Source organism: Paenibacillus alginolyticus DSM 5050 = NBRC 15375, assembly GCF_000422905.1.
In the GTDB taxonomy this organism is placed as follows: Bacteria; Bacillota; Bacilli; order Paenibacillales; family NBRC-103111; genus Paenibacillus_E; species Paenibacillus_E alginolyticus.
Genome location: NZ_AUGY01000046.1, coordinates 34049 through 56812, shown reverse-complemented (window position 1 = coordinate 56812; position 22764 = coordinate 34049). Strand labels below are relative to the sequence as shown.

General features: G+C 47.9%; 20 protein-coding genes and 1 pseudogene. 11 read left to right on the top strand and 10 right to left on the bottom strand.

Annotated elements, in window-relative coordinates; all coding sequences use genetic code 11:
* Positions 1-182 (top strand): hypothetical protein (locus G519_RS53910; protein ID WP_208860897.1); only part of this gene is annotated, 182 nt, incomplete at its 5' end.
* Positions 183-279: 97 nt separating this feature from the next.
* Here G519_RS53910 and G519_RS0120685 read toward each other — a convergent pair.
* The 7 genes from G519_RS0120685 to G519_RS0120655 all read right to left on the bottom strand — a co-directional run bounded on the left by G519_RS0120685 (position 280) and on the right by G519_RS0120655 (position 10273).
* Entirely contained in the window at positions 280-1194 is a 915-nt protein-coding gene (locus G519_RS0120685; RefSeq protein ID WP_036633519.1) for a pseudouridine-5'-phosphate glycosidase, read from the bottom strand.
* Between the two features lie 8 nt (positions 1195-1202).
* On the bottom strand, positions 1203-2303 hold the full coding sequence (locus G519_RS0120680) for a carbohydrate kinase (RefSeq protein WP_029196328.1): 1101 nt from the start codon (positions 2301-2303) through the stop codon (positions 1203-1205).
* 159 nt (positions 2304-2462) lie between these two features.
* Complete coding sequence (locus G519_RS0120675; RefSeq protein ID WP_029196327.1) at positions 2463-2852, bottom strand: hypothetical protein; 390 nt, start codon at positions 2850-2852, stop codon at positions 2463-2465.
* A gap of 144 nt (positions 2853-2996) precedes the next feature.
* Positions 2997-5594 carry an Ig-like domain-containing protein gene (locus G519_RS0120670; protein WP_029196326.1) on the bottom strand — a complete coding sequence of 866 codons (2598 nt, stop codon included), beginning with the start codon at positions 5592-5594 and terminating at the stop codon, positions 2997-2999.
* Between the two features lie 693 nt (positions 5595-6287).
* Positions 6288-7577: a glycoside hydrolase family 18 protein gene (locus G519_RS0120665; RefSeq protein WP_029196325.1), complete on the bottom strand. Its 1290-nt coding sequence runs from the start codon at positions 7575-7577 to the stop codon at positions 6288-6290.
* Between the two features lie 178 nt (positions 7578-7755).
* Entirely contained in the window at positions 7756-9630 is a 1875-nt protein-coding gene (locus G519_RS0120660) for an alpha/beta fold hydrolase (RefSeq protein ID WP_029196324.1), read from the bottom strand.
* Positions 9631-9691: 61 nt separating this feature from the next.
* Positions 9692-10273 (bottom strand): TetR/AcrR family transcriptional regulator, encoded by a 582-nt coding sequence (locus tag G519_RS0120655; RefSeq protein WP_029196323.1) that lies wholly within the window; start codon positions 10271-10273, stop codon positions 9692-9694.
* A gap of 109 nt (positions 10274-10382) precedes the next feature.
* On the opposite strand from G519_RS0120655, the gene G519_RS51645 reads away from it, so the two are divergent.
* Positions 10383-11156 (top strand): hypothetical protein, encoded by a 774-nt coding sequence (locus G519_RS51645; RefSeq protein WP_051253543.1) that lies wholly within the window; start codon positions 10383-10385, stop codon positions 11154-11156.
* A 10-nt stretch (positions 11157-11166) separates the two neighbouring features.
* On the top strand, positions 11167-11628 hold the full coding sequence (locus G519_RS51640; RefSeq protein WP_029196321.1) for a hypothetical protein: 462 nt from the start codon (positions 11167-11169) through the stop codon (positions 11626-11628).
* Positions 11629-12079: 451 nt separating this feature from the next.
* On the opposite strand, the gene G519_RS43840 is transcribed toward G519_RS51640, so the two are convergent.
* From G519_RS43840 to G519_RS0120630, 3 genes are read right to left on the bottom strand one after another with little or no spacing between them, the layout of a single operon-like run.
* On the bottom strand, positions 12080-12514 hold the full coding sequence (locus tag G519_RS43840; protein ID WP_051253542.1) for a PfkB family carbohydrate kinase: 435 nt from the start codon (positions 12512-12514) through the stop codon (positions 12080-12082).
* A 32-nt stretch (positions 12515-12546) separates the two neighbouring features.
* Entirely contained in the window at positions 12547-13494 is a 948-nt protein-coding gene (locus G519_RS0120635) for an LLM class flavin-dependent oxidoreductase (protein ID WP_029196320.1), read from the bottom strand.
* Positions 13491-13835, bottom strand: a complete 345-nt coding sequence (locus G519_RS0120630) for a hypothetical protein (protein ID WP_029196319.1) — start codon at positions 13833-13835, stop codon at positions 13491-13493. Before G519_RS0120630 ends, G519_RS0120635 begins: the two co-directional genes overlap by 4 nt.
* Positions 13836-14198: 363 nt before the next feature.
* On the opposite strand from G519_RS0120630, the gene G519_RS0120625 reads away from it, so the two are divergent.
* The 8 genes and pseudogenes from G519_RS0120625 (at position 14199) to iolC (ending at position 22762) form a co-directional block, all read left to right on the top strand.
* A complete protein-coding gene (locus G519_RS0120625) occupies positions 14199-14552 on the top strand; it encodes a hypothetical protein (protein ID WP_029196318.1) in 354 nt (117 codons plus the stop codon).
* A gap of 239 nt (positions 14553-14791) precedes the next feature.
* Positions 14792-14992: pseudogene (locus G519_RS53050) on the top strand (YiaA/YiaB family inner membrane protein); the annotation flags it as partial.
* A complete protein-coding gene (locus G519_RS43835; RefSeq protein WP_268618036.1) occupies positions 14984-15250 on the top strand; it encodes a YiaA/YiaB family inner membrane protein in 267 nt (88 codons plus the stop codon). The pseudogene G519_RS53050 and the gene G519_RS43835, both read left to right, overlap by 9 nt.
* A 154-nt stretch (positions 15251-15404) precedes the next feature.
* Entirely contained in the window at positions 15405-17207 is a 1803-nt protein-coding gene (locus G519_RS0120610; protein ID WP_051253541.1) for a sensor histidine kinase, read from the top strand.
* Entirely contained in the window at positions 17204-18760 is a 1557-nt protein-coding gene (locus G519_RS0120605) for a response regulator transcription factor (protein WP_029196316.1), read from the top strand. Before G519_RS0120610 ends, G519_RS0120605 begins: the two co-directional genes overlap by 4 nt.
* 184 nt (positions 18761-18944) lie before the next feature.
* A complete protein-coding gene (iolD, locus tag G519_RS0120600; protein ID WP_029196315.1) occupies positions 18945-20810 on the top strand; it encodes a 3D-(3,5/4)-trihydroxycyclohexane-1,2-dione acylhydrolase (decyclizing) in 1866 nt (621 codons plus the stop codon).
* A 24-nt stretch (positions 20811-20834) separates the two neighbouring features.
* Positions 20835-21743, top strand: coding sequence for a myo-inosose-2 dehydratase (iolE, locus tag G519_RS0120595; protein ID WP_029196314.1), 909 nt, complete (start codon positions 20835-20837; stop codon positions 21741-21743).
* Positions 21744-21751: 8 nt separating this feature from the next.
* Positions 21752-22762: a 5-dehydro-2-deoxygluconokinase gene (iolC, locus tag G519_RS0120590; protein ID WP_029196313.1), complete on the top strand. Its 1011-nt coding sequence runs from the start codon at positions 21752-21754 to the stop codon at positions 22760-22762.
* The last annotated feature ends 2 nt before the right edge of the window (positions 22763-22764 follow it).

The window sequence follows — 22764 nt, the reverse complement described above, 5'->3', positions numbered from 1 at the left end:
ATGATCATGGAGAAAGCGGATATGGGCGGTTGGAGCCCTATATCCAATTCCCTCCCCAAGCTCAAACATATGGATTAGCACACAAAGGACCTGAGGCAAAGCCTCAGGTCTTTCTTTACCACATAAGAAAGTATAAGTTTTCGGTTCCCGAAAACCGCTTTCTTATTGGCGATAAAACCTAATATAGGGATCTTTGGTTGGAAACCAAAGTCTCTCCTCTGTAAACGCGGTCGCTCATCCTTGAATGGCCTCGATAGAGGTTTTCTCATAAGCGGGGGCTTATTTGTTCTTAAGGGCAACCGCAACCTGCGCGGCCGTTTGCGCATTGTGGTAAACGAGCGCGATGTTCGTCTCCAAGCTGCGACCTTCAGTCAGCTGTTTGATGCGAGCTAGCAGGAAAGGCGTGACCTTCTTGCCGGTCACGTTTTGATCTTTGGCCTCAGCCAGCGCTTGCTGGATGACGCCTTCGATCTCGTTATGGGCCATCGCGGATTCCGCGGGGACCGGATTGGCGATGATGGCGCCGCCGGCTAGGCCCAGCTCCCACTTGGTGCGCAGCATAGCCGCAACCTCGGCTGCCTCATCGAGGCGGAAGTCAACGCCATAGCCGCTTTCGCGGGCGTAGAAGGACGGGAACTCGCTCGTTTTGAAACCAACCACGGGTACGCCGTGGGTTTCCAAATACTCGAGCGTACGGCCAATATCGAGGATCGACTTCACGCCTGCGCAGACGACAGCGACGTTCGTTTGAGCCAGCTCCGTCAAGTCGGCGGAGACGTCCATCGTCACTTCACCTTCGCGGTGAACGCCGCCGATACCGCCGGTAGCGAACACTTCGATGCCGGCAAGCGCCGCGCCTATCATCGTTGCTGCTACGGTCGTTGCGCCGATTTTGCCGGACGATAGGATGTAAGGGAAGTCCCGGCGGCTAACTTTTTCCACATTGGCCGTTGTCGCGAAAGCCTCAAGCTCCTGCTCGTTCAAGCCGATCTTGATTTTGCCATCCATAATGCCAATCGTTGCTGGAACGGCGCCGTTGTCGCGGATGATTTGCTCAACCTTTTTGGCCATTTCAATGTTTTGCGGATAAGGCATCCCGTGGGAAATAATCGTTGTCTCCAAAGCTACGATTGGCTTATTGTTTGCGAGGGCATCTTTCACTTCGTCGGTAAATGTCAGGTAGGATGTGTTCATCATAGGGTTTAGTCTCCTTTAGTTATCGATTGTATAGTTTGTAACAGTCGTTCTTCGGTTAGTTCACTAGCTACAGATTGATTGGTTTGAAGCGTAATATGTGCCGCAGCCAAACCATAGGAGCAGGCGTCCATATAGGTATGTTGATGCATCACACCATAAGCGATACCAGCGACGAGAGCATCGCCTGCGCCGGTTACTTCCACCACTTTGGTATGAATAGGAGGGAAAAGCTGCTCGCCTTCCTCGCCTACATACATCACACCCGCGCTGCCGAGTGTAATGAATACGTGTTTCACGCCACGTGCCTGAATAGCTCTAGCCAGCTTGCCATAGTCTTGGTCTGTTTCTACCGAGGAACCAGCAAGCAGACGGGCCTCTTCAAGGTTAGGGAAGATTGCGGTAACGCCATGAAGCTCCTGCGGGAGCTTTTTCGCTTTTTCGGAAGAGACAGGGTCAATGAATAGCGTGATGCCTTCTTCTTTACAGCGCTTAATTAATTCTTGGAGCGTATCCGCAGGCAAATTCGTATCGACAATGACGAGCTGTGAAGCGGCAATATGGGACCATTTGTCCATCAAAAGCTGGGGTGTACATTTATCGTAAATTTCCATGTTGGCAAAAGCTAAAAACATCTCGCCCGTGGCATCAAGCAGTGCCGTGTAAGTCCCCGTGTTCTCACCCTGCAGGACAATCGTTTGGCTGACGTCAACACCGCGCTTTCGTGTTTCTTCAAGCACCCACTGGCCAGCCTTATCGTCACCGACAACGGTTACGAGTGCAGTCCGGCAGGATAACCCAGCTAATGTATCCGCGATATTGCGCGCCACACCGCCGCAGGACTCGGTGACCGTTACCGGATTCGAGGAGGCCAGTCGAATGGCCTGCTTGCTTGCTGCTTTACTGTCGAGGTTCGCGCCGCCGATACACATGACGGTTTGCTCGTCAGATGTGACATAGGCTCGGCCTCGGATCGTACCTTTCTTGGTCAACGCTGCGATATAGCCGGCAACAGCAGATCGAGAAATGCCTACGGCACTGGCTATTTCAATTTGGGAAATGAATGGGTTTTGACGTATCAGTGCTAAAATTTGCTGTTCACGATCCATGAAAAGCCTCCTTTCAACGAATAACTATCTTTAGTTTAACGCAATCCAAAACAAATGTCTATAGTGTAAACAAATGTCCGCGAACGATGTGGCGAAACAGAAAAAAGCCTTCCCCTAAACCGGGAACAAGGCCTCTTTAACCAACCTTCACATTCCACACTAAGAAGTCGGGGAACGTTTGCCGAGTCCGAGCAGTCCGATTAAACCGAGCAGCCCTAGGTAATTCCACCAAGGCGATGCTTTGTCATTTGCTCCAATTGCTTCTTGGGTATGGATCTTTAAAGTCTTCATCGACGTTGGGGGTGTAAGCCCATAACCAGCTGCATGACTGTTCATGCTGCCCACTTTACGCAAATTAGCATCCGCGCCAGGCATGCCGAACGGATTCGTGTCAAAGAAAGTCGGTGAGCCTTGCTTGGCGGCTTCTCTATTATCGACTTGCGAAATCATTTGCTGGCTAGGGGAATGCATACGATAGTGATGCGCCCCAAGGAGAGCCGAGATTGACAAAAAAGATATCATACCCAGCTTCAGAAATCTGGAAACCATGATCCATACCTCCAAGACTTGTTGAATTGGTTCTGTAAGTGCAGGTATGGATATATTCCCCTAAATGCAAGAACTTATGCTTTTTTCTTTGAAATTGAGAAAAACCGCTGTCCCCCAATGCGGGAAACAACGGTTTCTTTGGTATTACTTCGTGACTGTCACCTGTACAGTTGTTCTCATGTTGGAATACGTGACTGTAATTCTAGCTGAACCTTTGCCGGTTGCTCGGATGATACCATCCTTCACATCAGCAATCATGATGTTCGACGATGTCCATAGGGCAGGCTTGGTTACATCTTCTTCGGATCCGTCTGTGTAGGTAGCCAACGCCTCGATCTGCGCCGTTTTGCCTTCTTGCAGCTCGATTTTGACGACGTCGGTTTTCAAATATTTCAGTGAATCGATTTCCACGGGAATAGCGACCATTTTGCCGCCGAAAGACCCGGTGATCGTTGTTTTACCTGAACCCGTAGCGGTGAAAAGCCCATTCGTAACGGTTCCTAGCTTATAGGCCATGACTTTCCAGGTTGCTGTTTCCGTGACATCTTTGGTAGTGCCATCCGCTAAAGTAGCGGTTAATTTCACTTGTACTTGCTCGCCGCTTTTGGTGACGATGAAAGTTTTGTCAGCAACTAGAGTCTGAATCACGCCAATTTCGACTGGAATGGAGACACTTTTACCGCCATAAGTTGCCGTTATGGTTGCTTTACCTCGGGAAACTGGTGTTACAACACCCTTGGATACTGACGCGATGGCGGCGCTGCTTGACTTCCACTCAGCCTCATTAGTTACAGTGCGGGCTGCGCCGCTAGCATCTGTAGCCGTGAGAACGATAGATCTTGTTTCATTCATGTCAAAAACTAAATTGGCGACATTCGCTGATAGATCGCTGGCCATATCGACTTGGACGGTTATGGTCACTGTTTTGCTATCCAACTGCGCGGTCAGGGTCGCTTCTCCTGAAGCTAAAGCTTTGACTTTACCCCCGTCAACAGTGGCTGTTTTGATATTGCTGCTTGTCCAGATGACATCTGCGGCTGCGTTACTGTTTTTTGTATCATCGGTATAGATGGCTTCTGCTGTTAAAGTAACGGAATCGCCTTTTTTCATCACTAGTTTTTCTTGGCTGACTGTTAGACTCTTTAATACGCCAACCGATACTTGAATGCTAGTTGTGCGTGTACCGTATTTCCCTGTAATCGTTGCTGTGCCGGTAGAGATCCCTGTGATTTCACCGCCCCGTACTTCGGCGATATCTTTAGAGCTAGTGGTCCATTCTGCTAAGGATGTAACATCTGGAGCATCTCTATTGTCTTTGAAATAAGCGGTCAACGTGACTTTCTCGGACCCGCCTTTTTGTAAATTAACGATTTTCTTACTTGGTTTGATGAGGGTAGGGATATCGACTTCGATTTTCGTTGTCGTTTTTTTGCCGCCGTATTCAGCGGTTACTGTAGCTTCACCGGATTTATACGCGGTTACTTTTCCTTTGCTTACAAAAGCAATCGTATCATTATCCACGCTCCACACAGCGCTATCTGTGACGGGTCCGCTTGTGCCATCGGCATAAGTAGCAGTCAGAATAAGGGATTGCTCTTGACCTGCTTGCAAGGAGAGAAGGTCCGCACTAACAACTAAACGACGAGGAACTTCAACGTCTACGTTAGCTGTGACCACTTTATCGCCGTACTTGGCATAAATCGTTGCCTCACCGATGGATACGGCGGACAGTTTACCTTTTGTCACTTGTACGATATCTGCATCACTCGAAGCCCATTCGGCCCGGTCTGTAAAATCAGCCGTAGTCCCGTCGGCATAAGTAGCTTCTAGTTTAAGAGTTTCTGTCGCATTTTTCTTTAATAAAATATTTGGTTTATCTAAGGAAAGTTTAACTGTGCTATCCACATCGACTTTAATCGTTGTCGACTTGGTACCATATGTTGCAGTCAGGTTAGCTGTACCGACACTGTAACCGGTAACTGTACCTTTAATCGCATCAGCTACGTTCGCTTTATCTGTTGTCCATACGGCTTTGTCGGAAACATCGTCGATGGTACCGTCTGGGTAGGTTGCCATCAGTTTAATTTTCTCTGTTCCGTTTAACAACAAAGATACATTTGATTTCTGAGCATCAATACGTCTTACAACTTCAACATCGACTGGCAATGTCAGGGATTGATTCATGTATTTAATCGTAATCGAAGCACTGCCGGGATTTTGGCCCTTCACTAAACCGTTCGTTACCGTCACGATGGAGCTCGTATCCACGGTGTAATCAGCCTTGCTCGTTACATCTTCGGACGTGCCGTCATCGTAAAAAGCTGTAATTTTAACTTGATCAGTCGCATTCAGGCGAAGAGCCAAGGACTGTTTATCTTTGGTTAACGATTTTACTTTTTTGCTGACATCAACATTAACAATTACGGTTTTACCCATATACGTGGCAGTTATCACGGCCTTGCCTTCTTTTTTGGCTGTCACCACACCCGCATAGACGGAGGCAACATCAGTCGAACCTGAGTTCCAATCGGTTTTGACGGTTGCATTCTCCGTAGAGCCGCTTACGAAAATAGCGGTTGCCGTCAGATTGGCTGTATCTCCGACTTGCATGGCAAGTTCGTTTTTGTTCAGGACGAGTTTAGAAATCTCATCAGCTGCAAAGGCGGTTCCTGTCACTAAAGATTGCGCAGCTAGAATGAAAATGAATACCAAGGATAACCACTTGCTTTGTCTGGACTTCATGCTCTGTTTCCCTCCGATTAAGTTCCTCAATGATTATGTATATGAAAATTATGGAACCTGACTATTATCGGAATAAACGCCGGGAAATTGAATAGTAGTCACCAAATATACCCGAATTCATCAGCGGCTAATAATGATCAAGCCCCTTAGATTGCAACATAAAAACAATTAAATAAACGAAAAAACAATTTCTTTACGTTCGTTTAATATTTATTTTACAAATCTATTAAATAGTTAGACCAATTGGTAGAATTTACTTTACCTAAGACGGTTGACTTTTGACAAAAGTTGCAATCAATCGACATTTTTCGCGGAAGTGGGTCAGGGTCATGAATTTGATATGGCGGAACAGCTTCAGCAAGCGCTTGTCCGTTTTCGAGTGAATTAAAAAGAACTCTTCTGCACGGGGAACGTCGATTCGTTATTTGGACGAAAAACCCCCGAAATCATGAGGAAGAGGAACGAGGATGTCTTATTTCACTGTTTTTGGCCTCAAGATCGTTCCTTTGATCAAATAGCGTCCATACGTTCCTCTCATTCGATTTTAAGCGCAGAATTCACAAAATAACGCATCTACGTTCCGCAGCCTAGAGGTTTGGTGACTTTTCCTTGCCTCGATAGCAAGCAAAAAATAAGAAGGCAAGAATAACCTGCCTTCTTATTTGAGCCTAATTGCGCTACTTCCAGCGGATGTTAAGATCTTTTCACGACTTTAAAATTTTCCTCAAGCAGCAGCCAGTTTTGCGGAAATTTAAGACCAAGCTTCCAGTAACTAATGCCTCGCAAGCCAAGCTCTTTCAACAAGCGGAATTTCGCTTGAATGGAGCGAGCATCCTCGAACCAGACCGTATGCTCTTTGCCAGCATCGTCCCAGTAGTTGAAGTGCGGGGCTTGCGCCGTGTAATCGTATAGGATCTGCGCATGATACTTGCGGGCCAGATCAATAGCCGCTTGCGGAGAGACAGCCTTTGCAAAGGGACCGCCTTTGACATAGGGCAGCGTCCAATCGTAGCCGTACAGATTTTGGCCCATCATGACTTTGGAAGCGGGCATCTCGCTTATGGCGTACTCCAACACTTTGCGCACGGGACCGATGGGGGAAACGGCCATAGGCGGTCCGCCGCTATAACCCCACTCGTACGTCATGATGACGACGAAATCGGCGATCTGGCCATGCGCTTTGTAATCGTGCGCAGAGTACCAGGCACCGGCTTGAGTGGCGCTCGTTTTTGGCGCGAGCGCCGTTGACATTAAGTAGCCTTCTTGATGGATTTGTTCCGCCGCTTTACGAAGAAAGCGATTGTAGGCATCACGATCATCGGGGAACAGATGCTCAATGTCGAAATGGATATCGCGGAATCCATATTGTTTGGCAGTGCTTTTAATGTTCTGAAGCAGATGATTCTGAACGGTTTCGTCCGTGAGGATGATATGTCCGAGCTCAGCGCTGAATTGGTCCTTTTCGAGATTGGTCACAACCATCATCATGGTGACGCCATTCTGCGAGGCAATCCCGCTAAGATCGTCCAGCTGCGGGGCTTGGAGGGTGCCGTCCCGTTTAATACGGAAGCTGAATGGAGCTAAGTAGGTCAGATGAGGGGCTGCTTCCTTGGCGGATTGAATGAGGACGGGCGAGACGTCAGTCCCGCGAGGTTCTAAATAGGCATTCACTTCTGCCTGTTTACGCGGGGTTGGCGGGATATAAAGGCGAAAGCCAACAGGTAAAGATTGATACATGGTTAGTCCATTGACGGAGGCAAGGGTATGCAGATCGATTCCTAGCTTTCGGGCAATCATATAAAGCCCTTCACCCGGCTGTACCCAGTAGTACGAGCCAGCAATCGGAATGACCAATGCCTGTCCTATGACCAGGGATTGGCTGGGGGTCATCTCATTGGCTGTTGCGATTGTATCTACCGACACGCCATACGTTTGCGCAATGCGGTATAACGTCTGTCCCTTCTGGACAACGTGGATTTGCATAAGGATTCCTCCCTTTCTTCGTAAGCAAAGGCGTTACTTTCGAGCCTACTTTTTTCTTTACCTTATTCGAAGGGAAGGAGATGGGTGTATGTCTACAGGAAAATGACTACAGGAAAAAAGCAAAGAACTCGATTGAGATCCATGCCGTGCAGCGGCAGGGAGAATCGAGTTCTTGCGATTATACACCTTGCTGCCTCAGGATCTGAGCGGTCAGCGCCGGATGCGAGATGGGGAAGTGGTGAGCAGCCGCTATCTCCACCGTGCGCGCGGAGCGAAAGCGCTCCGGTAGGTGAAGCGCCCGATCCTGGGTTCCCCACAGGATCGACGCTTCCTGCAGCAGCTGCGCATCGGGCTGCAGCTGTGTGAAGCTCTCTGCGCGCGTCAGCGCAGAGAGGGTCTCGGCAGTCGTCTTCCGCACACGCGGCGACTGCAGCTCGGCCAGGACATAAGTGACATACGCAGGCGGTATGTCACTTATGTCCGTGAAGCAGCTTTGCGCCAGCAGCTGCTTCCGCAAGCTGGCCGCGCGCAGCATACGCAGCGCGGCTTCGTTGATTCGCGCGCTGCGGTACCTCCGCAGCACGCTGCACAGTGCAGGCTGCAGCAGATGCAGCCTGTGGATCTGTTCCGGTACGCGAGCGTAGGCGTGGGCGGCGAGCAGGCCGCCCAGCGAGTGCCCCACGAGCGTAACCGGGGTCTCGAAAGACCGAATCGCTTGGACAAGCGATTCGATATGCCCTTCTATCACATCGGGACGGTGGTGATAGGGCGAACGGCCGAAGCCTGGGAGATCGACCAGGCAGACGGAAGACTCAGGGAATTGCTCGGCCAGCGGGAGCAAGCAGTCAGCTCCGCTTAGAGTGCCATGAACGAACAAGATCGGAGCCTTCCCTTTGTCGGATCCCACCCGTTCCAGTGTGGCCAAAGGCCCTCTTTTACCCCTTAAATATCCTTCTGCCTGAGGGTGGGAATGAACAAGACGAAAGTCGAGATCCGAGATGGTATGCGGCATAATCGAGGCGTTTACCGCATGTTCCAATCCGTACTTTCTCTGCATGTCTTGTGCCGCAGTTAGGGGATAGGCTTGATTGACATCCACGATGAAATCGAGGGATTCCTTTGGAATTCCGATTTTCCGTCCAAGTGGGCTCCCAAGAACCTTTGACAACAATTTTGGTGAGATGGCTCCCCATGGTTTACTAACACGAAGTTCCTTGGCTATGACCGACACGAGCTCTGTCATCGAGGGGCTATGCTTCTTTTCGTTCAGCAAGTAGTAGGTTTGACTAACAGGATTCGATTCCTTCGCCAGAGCGCTAATGAACTCAGCGGCGTGATTGATATGAAAGAGGGGCAGCCAATGGGAGTTCCCTCCCGGTGTGATACTCATCAACCTACGCGCGGTGGCCCGTACGAGAATACCGAGTCCGCCTGTTTGCTGGGTATCCCCGTGCTCTGAGCTGCCAATCAGAACGCTTGGATGGACGACAGATAGAGGGAAATTTAGCTGCTGCGCTCCTTGGCGAATACGCAAATCAGCTAGAATTTTCATGCGCTCGTAAGGAGAATCCTGTTCTAAACTAGCAATGATAGGTGCTGGATTGTGGAAATTATCAGCTGTAAATGGACTTTTGAAGCCGACAATATGGATGAAATGCTGCAAACCTTTGCTTGTTTGAATTTGCGAAGCCAAGTTTAGCATTTCCTCGGCGGCTTGCAGGAAAACCGCACGGGCCTCGGACTCCCCGATCCGAATATCCATCGGTCCACCCGCGTGAATGATTACATCTGCCTTCAGCACCAACGCCAAGTCAGACGCGCTTAATCCAAGGCAGGGCAAGCTTAAATCTCCGATAACCGGGGAGATTCGCTCATTTCCCACGTTACTTCCCTCCCGACCATTGCTACTGAGCCCATCTAATTGCTTGCGGATCTGCTCCCACCGGGCTTTGGAACGAACGAGCACCGAAACGGTATGATCCTCACGGAATAGCTGCTCTAACGTTTGTGAACCTATGAAACCTGTACCGCCAGTGATGAAAATATGTGTCATCTAAATGACCTGCCTCTCGTTGTTTTTTAGTACTAAATAGTACTAATCATGATTAAAAAAATTACTTTAGCAACAAGGCTAAAGTAGAAAGAGTTTGACTGAGCATGGCTGGATCTTGGCTTGCATGCTGTAGGAACAGTCCGCCTTCAATCGTCGAAACGATCAATTGAGCCGTAGCTTTTGTCGGCAGGGTGGCTGAAAACTCCTTGTTACGAACACCCTCGATGAGCAGGGCTTCCACCGTAAGCATTTGCTCCCGGAAAAAAACGCTCACTTTCTCCCGCAATACATCTGCATCCTGCGGCATCTGTGTGTACAGGGTGAGAAACGGGCATCCGCCTAAGGAAGTCCATTCAAGCCCTGTCAGCACTTGTAGGAGAGCGGTGAAGCGCTCCTGCACACTTAATTCCGAACGTGACACGGTCTTTTGGATCATCTCGTTATAGGTGTGAATAAGTTGTTCGAGAATTGCGGTCAGCAAGTCTTCTTTACTTTTGAAATAATAATAAATGTTCGTTTTGGACACTTTGCTCACGGCAACGATTTCGTCCATGCTGGTTGCTAAGTAGCCTTTTGTCAGGAACAAGTCCGTTGCCGCTTGCATCACGAGATCACGGTTGGTTAATTTTTTTTGTTTTTTCATAAATAGTACTATACGGTACTAAAAATCAATTGTCAAATCCGAAATGTATATCTTACATTTGAAAGAAGATAATAGCATTATTGGAAACTGATTCTTAAGGATGCTGCACATGAGAACCAAGCCACGCCGTCAAATTGCCTATGTCGGTTTATTAGGGATTACCCAATTGCATTTGCGCAATCCACTCATTATTGCATGGTGGGCCGCAGCCTTTCCGGGCTTTGGTCATTTACTGCTATCCAAGTATTTCCGCGGCTTTATCCTCATTGGCTGGGAAATGTTGATTAATTCCCAGATGCATTTGAACGAAGCAATTGTATACACCTTCACTGGTCAATTCGAGAAAGCCAATGAGGTGCTGAATATTCGGTGGATGTCGCTTTATGCGCCTGTTTATTTATTTGCGATCTACGACAGTTATCGAACGTCCGTGGATATGAATCATCAGTTTATTTTGGCCAAGAGGGAAAAGGCCCCCATGGATTGTTTCAAAATGGGCGGTATGGAAATTAACTATCTGGATAAACGCTCGCCATGGCTAGCGATGGTCTGGTCCCTGTTAATGCCGGGAGTGGGACAGCTTTACTCCCATCGGATTATCAATGCTTTTTTTATATTAGTGAACTGGATTATGCTTTGCTATTTCTCTCATTTGCTTGAAGGAATTCACTATTTACTCATGTGGGACTTAACACGGTCAGCTAGTGTGGTGGATATGCATTGGCTCTTATTTTTGCCTTCACTTTACGGTTTTTCCGCCTACGATGCTTATGTAAATACGGTTGAATATAACAAGCTGTTTGATCACGAGCAGGCTTGCATGCTGCAAGAGGGCTATCAGCATCCGCAATTTCCATTTCCTAAATCTTCGCTTCGAAAATGAGGGTGACACCATGCATGTAATAGCATCATTTGAACATTCGATCTATTTGGAGCTGGCGATTACTGCTCTTGAAGAGGCGGGCATTCCAAAGGAACACATTTATGCCGTTTCTTTGCAGGGGAAGCCTAACAAACCGAAGATGTTCGACACGATCCATCGCTCCGATGGCGTAAGTTTATTTGATGCGGGGACTGCCCTCGCGACGGCGCTCACAGTAGTTGGCTCTACCTATGGATTTATTTTAAAAGGAGGGGCCATTCTTTGGGGCCTTATTGGCGCAGCTGTGGGCTTCACGATTGGGGTCTTTATTGATATCGCTCATAAAAAAAAGAAGAAAGCGAAAACGAATCTCCCATCCCGAAACAAAATGACGGAAGTTGTTGTGCTCGTCGCTTGTGATAAAGAGGCAACCAAGCAAATTCAGGATGTCTTCTGGGAGCATCATGCCTTTGGAGTGGCCATATGTGAATGAATTTTTACTGTACAGAAACCAGATAAGCCCTGTGGTGAGTGAACGCTCGAACGGGTTGTTTTTGAGTAGATAAGAAAGTATAAGCTTTATACTTTTGCTTCGCATCTACCTTGACAAACGCGCTCGTCCCTGAAGGACGACGGAGTCGTTTATCCTTGTGTGTTGGGGTTAGAGGGGAGGCGGAAGCTTATCCCTGTTTTGCGTTGTTGCTGAGTTGAGTGAGAATGTGGGGGAATGCGTAAATTTTGGTGAGTGACTATGTTTTCTTGATGTTGTTTGTTTGAGTGAGATAGTAGACATGCATAATCATTCGTAAGCGTCAAATCCTGCACACATAGTAGTGAGACCAATTTCATGAGAGTATGAATGTAGTGATCGTGCGAGGAATAGATAGGGATAACAATGTGAGGTATGGCAAATAGCCCTCTATATATATGGGAGAGCTATCCGGTTACATTATTTCGAGAATAAACGGCAGATCAGGGGCAAGGATGCTGACCAGGGAGCCATCGCGCTGCTCATCCATAAGCTTCTCCAATCCTGCAAGATCAGGCATGTCTGAGATTGACCCGGCCAGATGGCCGTTCTCATCCAGAATGGCCATCCATAGTTCCATCCCTCGCTCCGGAACTTGCACGATATAATCCGTACCAGCACCGCATTTTAGAAGATGTTCCACCACAGCTTGTCCATTACTGTCAGCGTTGACGGTTGATGCCATAACAACATCGATCCCGATTCGGGCCAGGCTTTCCGTCACGTTACGCCCCACACCACCGTGTATAAACCGAACGGAGCCCAAATTTCTTCGTGGTAGATAAGGGGTTGACGCAAAACCTTTACAATCGATGAGGATCGTTCCTATTACGATTACTGAATTACTCATGAGAATTCTCCCTGCTTTAATAATAAAACGAATTAAGCCATTGAGCATGTATGGGCAAGCAGCTCAAAAGAACGCAACCGTTTCCGATAGTCGGGAATCATCGTAACGACAATGAATTCATCAACGCCATACAAGTGAGATAACTGTTCGAGCTTTTTCTTTAGGCTCTCAGGCGTGCCTATCAGCAGCTTACGCTCCGAAAGCGGAGCCCTTTCCCCTGCGGAAGCTTCTTGTTGAAACAAAGCTGTACCCGAGGATGCCAGCCTCTCTGCCTCCTCCTCTGTTTCCGCGCAAACGACACCAACGGCAACGATCGCTCGCGGTACAGGTGAAAGAGCTGACGGAGTAAACGCTTCGCGGTAAGCTCTTAATACTTCCTCCCCGGCTACTTCGCTCATAAACTGGCCAAAAACATAACCTGTTCCAAACTCAGCTGCATAAGCCGCGCTCTTCTTATTTGTCCCTAGCAGCCACAGTTCTGGCGATACGGATGGAGTTGGGCGGGCGGTAATCCGACGTCCTTCGTATTCATAGCTCCCCTGCAATAACTCGGAAACTCCTCGGAGCAATTCTGGCATTTTCCAGACATTTTCAAGAAAGTTGTCACTGAGAGCGAGGCTGACTTCAGCAGAACCACCGGGCGCCCTTCCTAAACCAAGATCTACTCGTCCCGGGTACAAGCTAGCGAGTAAATGAAAGGATTCTGCAACTTTAAGAGGCTTATAATGCGGCAACAGCAATGCCCCGGATCCGATACGAATGCTCTGTGTTTTTGCACCGATATGCGATAGAAGCACATCCGTTGAGGTGCATGCCAGCCCTGGCATATCATGATGTTCCGCCACCCAATAACGGAAATATCCCAGTCTTTCGGCTGCTTGAGCCAGCTCTACAGCTTGTCCCAGTGCGAAGGTTGCATCAACCTCATCAAAAACGGGGACCAAATCCAAAACACTAAGTTTAATCGGTTTCGCTGTCATAGGCGTCCTGTCCGAGGATTTCGGTAAAATTCAATCATATCGATAAACGTAACCCTGTATTCGCTCATTACCTTACCCAAATCATGCATTCGGCCATGACCGTCCTCTTTGGAAGCGAATACGACGTCGTGCCGCACCTTATCCATGATGATTTTGCCAATGAACTGGTGCTCGTACTCTGCATACTTTTGTTTGAATTCCTCATTAAACTCCAATAAATCTTCGTAAGACCGCTCTAGCATCGCATTAACCAAAGTCAGCTCATTACTTTCCTTGTGGACTGCTACGTAATAATTGCCCCGATCATCCTTAATCAAATCCTTAAACAATTCAACATTCAAAGTAATTGACTCCCTTCATAACTCCTATGTAATAACACTATATCTTGCTTTTTATTCCTGTTCAATTGGAACATATACGATTAATTTCCGTTCCTATACCTTCCTGGCTTTCGATTCGAATTGTACCGTGATATGTGTATGGGTGGACGGTGATAATTCAAAAAAAGACCTAAGCCTCGCGCTTAGGCTGATCGTTCCTGTTGTAGCATCGATTGTTATTTCATGTTCTTTACTCAATATGTTTTTAAGCAGAATGGAATCAGTATTCCCCGCTCGTCCAGACAACAAACATACATGTACGTAAACAGACCCCAATGAATAAGAATAATCGGTAAGTAATCTTATCCAGGAAGGATGCTTTCGATGCAACGTACAGTCATAGGGGTATTGACCTATCGTCGAAAACGTACCTTTGACGAGCCGGCCTATTTCCGTCAATTAAGCAAGGAAGGACAGAAGTTGGGCAGCGAGGTGTGCTTCTTCTCCGAGGACGATCTCATCTACAGCAGGAATGAAATACGTGGGTGTGTATTGGGACCGGATGGAAAATGGATGGACAAAACTGTGAAATGGCCAAGGGTAGTGATCGACCGCCGCAGACGTAAATGGGACCAACGTAAGCGTCAAATAGCCCCCACCTGTAAATCAGATGAGGGCCGATTTATAACTTGCAAAATATTGTACAACGTACAACATTACCCCTATGAAACAATTTAATACTTAAACAAATAGGCCTTAGGCGGCATAATGTGTTTAACATCAACCTTTGCAGCACTCGCTTTCTCAACGCGCGAGAATCCTGGGTGCCGTTGTAGCACCGCCGCATTATTATGCCAGGGCTTTTGGGTACTATTGGTAAATAGTACTATCTGGAATGGGAAATTTCTCCTATACTGAGAAACAAGAGCAAGACACTAAAGCGTTGCGACAGCAACCACAGGGGGCTTTTTGAGATGATGGATCAGCGGAGACGGAATACGACAGCATTTACTTTTATGGCATGGGCATCTTTCATTGGGGCATTCCTGGCGATGTTCATCGGGATTTATACGTTGGAAGAATCACTGAGTGTTAAGGGTTATTTCGCCGTATGCGCGTTATTCCTCACGATGTCGGCTTTTGTCTTGCAGAAGGTCATTCGTGATAATTTGGAGGATGGCTACGGTTCACGCAAACGCAATACAGCGGCTTTCACCTTTTTGGCCTGGAGCTCGTTTGCTCTAGCACTTCTGGGTATGTTTATCGGGATTATTAACCTGGAGCAGCTGCTTTCTGTCAAAGGTTATTACGCTGTTACGGCCTTGTTCCTGACGATGTCTTCTTTTGTTCTCCAGAAAACGGTGCGTGACAACAACGATGATGAGCTCCTGCAGCCGGTTGATACTAAATTAGAAAATAAATTCGAAGAGCTGTAGAAACAGCACTTTGCCAAGAAGTTTAGTTCATGATCGATGAACTAAGCTTTTTTCAATTTTTTCCTACAAGTCAAAAAGGATGGCAGGAACACGAATGATGTTGCTATAATGTCGTCAAGGGATTGGTCAATACGAAGATATAGGGGTAAATGAGATGAGATCATGGAGTCGACTTTTACTAAGCATTAACCGGAGCTTCAGGGTAAAACTGATTCTCAGCTTATCCGTCATCATTTTGCTGGCCTTCGGCGTAACGGGCTATTTAACGTATCGCTATAATTTGTCGCTGTTTGAGGAAGAAATCAGTAAGCAGTTTTCGAGTACGAACGAAGAGGCACTGGCGAAGATGGACCTGAAGGTGCAGGAGGTTGTACGGATCTCACAAACGGTCGTATTTAATCCTGAAATTGAAAAGGTCATCACACGGATCAATTCGAGCGAAGATTCCGATCCATTTAATTTGTATTACAACAAAAAGCAAATCGAAGAACAGATTTTCCAGATCAAATCCGATGCGCCATATATTACAGGTATGTACTTGTATGACCTCAAAGGGAATCCTTCTTATTTCAGCTATACCACCTCGGCCATTAATATTCCGAATGAGAGCGTATTCAGCACAATTCGGTCCAAAATCAATGACACCTACGGGGACCTCGTATGGATTAATATGCCATTGTCATCTTCCGTGGAACCAAGCGGGTTCAGAAACACAATTATTGTGGCCCGATGGATGAAAAATAGCGCATTGAACACGTACGGTGTGCTCGTGATGGCTTTTGATGAGTCGTTCTTCTCGGGTTCTCTCAAGGAACTGACGAAGAATGGAGAGGGCGAAGTCTATTTGTTCAACAAAAATAACGAGTTGTTATTTAGCAATACGCCGGAAAGCTCGGTAGATAAACGGGAACGGCTGAAAAATTTGAGTCAAACTCAGATCATGGATCAGCATTTGTTCGTTCAAGGACAGTCCGAGGTGACTTCCTTCAAGCTGGTCAGCGGAACATCGCTTACGGCTATTCAAAGCAAGAATCGAGATTTATTCCAGAAAATCGTAATTTCTGGCCTTATCAGCATTCTTCTCACCAGTGTGTTGATCGTACTCTCCACGGGCAATCTGCTGCGGCCGCTCAAGGATTTGCTGCAGGGTCTGCGCAAGGTAAGGTCGGGCGATTTCGATACGCGTATCGAGATTCGAACCAAGGATGAGCTAGCTTATATTGGTGAGAGCTTCAATGCCATGGCTGAACAAGTCGGAAGGCTGATTAAGGAAGTGTATTTGACGCAGTTAAGTGAGAAGGAAGCGGAGCTTAAAGCGCTGCAGGCCCAATTGAATCCACATTTTCTGCATAATATGTTTAACGAAATTTATTGGAAGCTTTATCTGCAGGACGAGATCGAAACGGCGGCCTTGATCGCGGCTATCTCGGAGATGCTCAAGTATTCGCTGATGCCTGTGCGTACTTTAACCACGGTGCGGGAAGAATTTCAGCAGATCCGTAACTATTTGAAGGTGCAGAAAGAGCTTTTTGAAACGGACCTGGAGACGATTATTCAAGCCGATGATGACGTTCTGAATGGCCAGGTTATGCGGTCTCTTCTCCAGCCATTGGTAGAAAACGTGTTTATGCATGCCTTTCGCAACAAAGTGTCGCATAAAGTGTTGTTGATTAAAGCGAGCAGTCGCGATGGCTTTCTGGAGATAGAAGTAACGGATAATGGCTGCGGTATGGACGAAGTGGCCATTTCGCAAATACTGGGCTTCGAGGGCTCATCCTTGCCACAGCGTTCAGATGGGCGAGAAAGTCTCGGGGTTCGCAGTGTTGTAAGGAGAATCGAGCTGGTGTACGGGACGCCTTATCGTATGGAGATCAATAGCGTGATTGAAAGCGGTACCACTATGCGCCTTGTTTTGCCTTTTGTAAACAATGTCGAGACAGGAGGTTCAGTAGCATGAGAATCGGGAGAGTATTGATTGTGGAAGACCAGCCGAATTTCCGAAAAGGGCTGATGAAGATGTTAGAGGGCAGAGAATTGGGTTGGGAAGTGGTTGGTGAAGCTAGCAACGGGCAGGATGCCTTAGTGCTGCTGGATGAGCTTAAGCCTGACTTGGTGCTGACCGATATCCGAATGCCCATCATGGACGGGATCGAATTCGTAGGGCATTTGAGGCAGAACTATCCCGACATGCTTGTCATCATTTTGACGGGCTACAAAAATTTTGAGTATGCACAAGCGGCCGTTCGACATGGTGCGTTGGACTTTCTGACCAAACCATGCACGGAACAGGACGTTCGTCAGGTGATGAATAAGGCATCCGAGCGGTTCTATGTAAAATATGCGCAGCAGCAGAAGCAGCAAGTGCAGCTGCGGCTCCAGCAAGATCAGGAGCTTCGAGCAGCTTTATTGGACTTGCCTTATGAGAAGAGCGTAGCAGCAAGGCTAACGGAGGGCCTGGCTGGTAGGGAGCTGTGGCTTCTGCAAATGAACAGTGAGGATTTGGCAAATAAAGCGTATGGGAAAAGCGACATGAGTCTGGTGCAATTTGCGTTCTCCAATATCGCCCTAGAGCTGCTGCATGGAGCGGGGCTGGAGGCTCAGCTTCTTTTGGTGGAGCATGACAGCTTTGTATTGGTTTCGGCACATCATGGTGTCGAAGAGAGTTTGCAAGAAGCCATTCAAAGTGCTTCCTTCGAGTATTTGAAAATTCGCTTGCATATGATTTCAATGGGGCTCGCTCCTTCTGCTAATGAGTTAGCGGATTTGTATAATTTGACCAAGGGAATTGTCTACGGACCTGTTGACAGTCTTCCTGAGAGTGGAAGTGAGATAGGATCGGGGATCATGCTATCGCTGAACCAAGCGAGGGTTAGAGAGATGGAAGTTCAACTGATGTCTGCCATCCTGATTGGTCAGGAGGACAGTCTTCAGCTTCTTTTGGACCGGGTGCTGGCGGAGCTGACCCATTCATCGCCAGAGGAAATGCGAATAGGGGCGTTATCACTCTCCATTGCTTTGCTTGGAACGATACAGAAGCAATTTGATCCTGACGATAACAATGCGCTAGCCAGAATCCCTAACGAAATGCCGCAGACGCATTGGACCTCTGAGGAAGTCCTTCATTGGGCGGCCGAGCAAGTGAAGAGCTTCCAGCAGCAATTTAACAACTGGCAGGCGGCCAAAAGTGACAATCTGATCGAGAGAGCCGTCAAATATATTGAGGAGCACTACAATGAAGAATGCCGCTTGACCGATGTGGCGTCGCATATTCATCTAAATCCAAGCTATTTTAGCGTCGTGTTTAAAAAGGCAACAGGTGAAAGCTTTACGCGCTTCGTTACCCGTTTCCGTATGGATAAGGCGGCATTGCTGCTCCGAAATACCGATATGAAAATATTCGAGATCGCTTCTGCCATCGGGTTTGACGAGCCGAACTATTTTACGAATGTCTTCAAACAACAGTTCCAAATGTCACCCAAGGAATACAGGAATGGCCGAGCTATGCCATAAGGTTAAGCGCTAAATCCAAGGGTTAAGTAGGGTGGACAAATCTGTAAGGCACAACATCAATTCTTCGTCCAAGAGTTTTTTTATAAAAGGCATTGCGGTCGAAATCAATATGTTGTACTATCGGATTAAGCGCTTAACCTTGAGAGATTAAGCGCTTAACCTTTATCGTGAAAGGAAGATGGTCATGAGTACGATTCGACTAACGATGGCACAAGCGCTGCTGCGTTTTCTGGACCAACAGTACGTGTCAGTTGATGGACAAGAGACCAAGTTTGTACGTGGTGTCATGGGGATTTTCGGTCATGGCAATGTGACAGGACTTGGAGAAGCCTTGGAACGGAGCGCAGGCGACCTTACTTATATACAAGGCAAGAATGAACAAGGGATGGTACATGCCGCGGCGGCTTACGCCAAGCAGCAAAACCGTCGACAAATCTATGCCTGCACGACTTCGATTGGACCCGGTGCTCTGAACATGGTGACCGCCGCGGCAACAGCGACAGTCAACCGGATTCCAGTGCTGCTGCTGCCAGGTGACAATTTTGCCTCAAGACAGCCGGATCCAGTGCTTCAGCAGCTTGAGGTTGTCAGTGATTATACGGTGTCGGCCACCGATCCTTTCAAATCCGTCAGTAAATATTGGGACCGGATTGTTCGTCCAGAGCAGTTGATGAGCGCGGCTGTACAGGCGATGCGAGTGTTAACAGATCCTGCAGAAACAGGAGCGGTTACTCTGGCTTTACCTCAAGATGTGCAGGCAGAGGCGTACGATTATCCGGAAGCCTTTTTCGATAAGAAAGTTCACTATCTAGATAGACGTCCACCAGCAAGAGAAGCAGTGAATCGTGCTGTGGCCTGCATGGTAGGTAAACAGCGTCCATTGATTATTGCAGGCGGCGGAGTCCTTTATGCAGATGCGACGAAAGAATTAATGGAATTTGCAGCTGCCTTTGGGATTCCTGTAGCAGAAACTCAAGCAGGTAAGAGCTCGTTGCCTTGGAACCACCCGCTGAATGTTGGCGCTATTGGTGTTACGGGCGCACTCGCAGCGAATGTGCTGGCGAAGCAAGCGGACCTGATTATCGGCGTAGGGACGCGGTATTCCGACTTTACAACGGCATCTAAAACGGCTTTTGCGAATCCGAAGGTGCAGTTTATTAATATAAATGTCAGCGGGTTTGATTCTTCGAAATTGAGCGGGATCAGCATTACGGCTGATGCGAAGGAAGCTCTAAGTGCACTGAAAGATGCTTTGACGGCGCAGCGCTATGTTAGCGGTTACGAGACCGGTTACATAGGTTCTTTGAAGGCGGAGTGGGATGGCGAGGTTGACCGTTTGTACAATGCGGAATGTGAAGAGGGCTTTGCCCAAACTCGCGCGCTTGGGGTCATTAATCAAACGATTGATCCTTCAGCTGTCATTGTTTGCGCAGCGGGGAGCCTGCCGGGGGATTTACACCGTTTATGGCGTTCATCGGAGCCTAAAACCTATCACATGGAATACGGTTTCTCCTGTATGGGCTATGAAGTTAGCGGTGCTTTCGGGGCGGCGCTCGCTGAGCCGAATCGCGAGGTCTATGCCGTGGTCGGTGATGGAAGCTACTTGATGCTGCACTCCGAGATGGTCACGAGCCTCCAAGAAGGCCGGAAATTTACCGTGCTGCTGTTCGATAATCATGGCTTTCAATGCATCCATAATCTGCAAAGGGGTCACGGCAGTGACGGCTTCGGGAATGAGTTCCGATATCGTGAAGCCGCTTCGGGCAAGTTGACAGGCGAATATATGCCGATTAATTTCGCAGCACATGCTCGCAGTTTAGGTTTGAAAGCGTACAAAGCGAGTACACCGGAAGAACTCAAAGAAGCGCTGCTTAAAGCGAAGGAAGAGACGGTCACGACGCTGATCGAAATTCCTGTTGTTCCCGGAACCAACACACAGGGTTATGAATCCTGGTGGCAGGTAGGTGTTCCTGAAGTTTCCGAGAGCGAGAAAGTAATTGCAGCGCACGAAGAAATGAAGAAAAACATACAAGCGGCGAGACCCATTTAACGATAACGGGGAGGGAACATTTCTATGATAGATCTGCCATTTAAGCTAGGTATTCATCCCATTAATTGGGTGGGAGAAGACGTCAAAGAACATGGCGCTGATACCACATATGAACAGATTTTAGATGATATTCAGGCGTTAGGGCTGACAGGTACCGAGATGGGTCGCAAATATCCAACCGATATTGAGGTGCTTAAGCAAGAGCTAGATAAGCGGGGGATAGGCCTCGTGTCACAGTGGAAATCCGTGCTATTCTCTGATCCTGCTTACAGGGACGAGGAACTGAAAGCCTATAGGAAGCATGTCCAGTTTCTTAAGGAAATGGGCAGTACGGTAATCAGCACGGCAGAAGTTGGGGGCTCGCTCCACTTCGACCCGCGCCGCTCCCCGAACGAGAAGGAAGTTCTTCGTCTGGATGAAGCCGGCTGGCAAAGCTTAGCGGAAGGACTGAACCTTGCGGGAGCAATTGCTCAGGAGTACGGTCTGAAATTGACGTATCACCATCATGGCGGAACGGTTGTTGAAAGTCCGGAGGAAATCGATAAGCTGATGGAGCTCACGGATCCATCGCTCGTATACCTGCTATTTGATACCGGTCATGCCTATTATGGCGGGGCGGACCCGCTCACAGTGCTGCGCAAGCACGAGAAGCGAATTGCTTATATCCACTTGAAGGATATTCGACAAGCTGTGTTAGACGAAGCTCGCGCCGAGAAGGTCGACTTCGTGACTTGTATCCGCAAAGGGGTGTTCACCGTTCCTGGTGATGGCTGTATCGACTTTGCGCCTATTTTTGAGGAGCTGCTGGCACAAGGATATGCGGGATGGGCGATGCTGGAAGGCGAGCAGGATCCGGCTGCACACAACCCTTATGAATACGCGAAGCAAGCACTTCAACATATAGAATCCCTCATTCCACAAGAAAGAAGGTAACGATTTCTATGACCTATGTTTCCTTTCCGCAGTCGAAGCCGCTGGATTTTGTAGCCATTGGTAGACTATGCATAGATTTGAATGCGAATGAAATTAATCGTCCCATGGAAGAGACCATGACGTTCACCAAATATGTAGGGGGCTCACCCGCTAACATTACGATTGGCATGGCAAGATTGGGCATGAAAACCGCCTTTATTGGCAAAATCGCCAACGATCAAATGGGACGTTTCATTGCTGATTATTTAGAGCGGAACAACATCGAAACAACGAATGTCGTGACAGATCATACTGGCGCAGTTACTGGGCTGGCTTTTACAGAAATCAAAAGCCCAGCGGAATGCAGCATCCTTATGTATCGTGATAATGTGGCTGACCTGCTGCTGACACCTGCTGAAGTGCAAGAATCGCTGATTGCTGAAGCGAAGGTATTGCTTATCTCTGGTACAGCACTTGCGCAAAGCCCGTCCCGCGAAGCTGTCTTTCAGGCGCTGGAATACGCGAAGAAACATGGAGCCGTCATCATTTTTGATCTGGATTACCGTCCATACACATGGAAGACATCTGAAGAGACAGCCGTTTACTACAATCTGGCAGCTGAGAAATGTGACATTATTCTGGGTACCCGTGAAGAATTCGATATGATGGAACGTTTTGAAAATAATCCAGAGAAAAATGACCGTATCACGGCTGCTAAATGGTTCGACTATTCAGCGAAAATTGTCATTATCAAGCATGGCAAGGAAGGTTCTATCGCTTATACGCAAGACGGTGTAGGTCATCGTGCCAAGAGCTTCCCGGCTAAGGTGGTCAAAACGTTTGGTGCAGGCGATTCTTATGCAGCCGGCTTTATTTATGGCATCATGCAAGGTTGGACGATTGAGAAAAGTATGGAATACGGCAGTGCCGCAGCTTGTATCGTGATCTCCAGTCACAGCTGCTCTGATGCGATGCCGACAACGGATCAAGTAAATGACTACATCGAGCGCTGCAACCGCGGTGAAATTACAGCATCTTAATT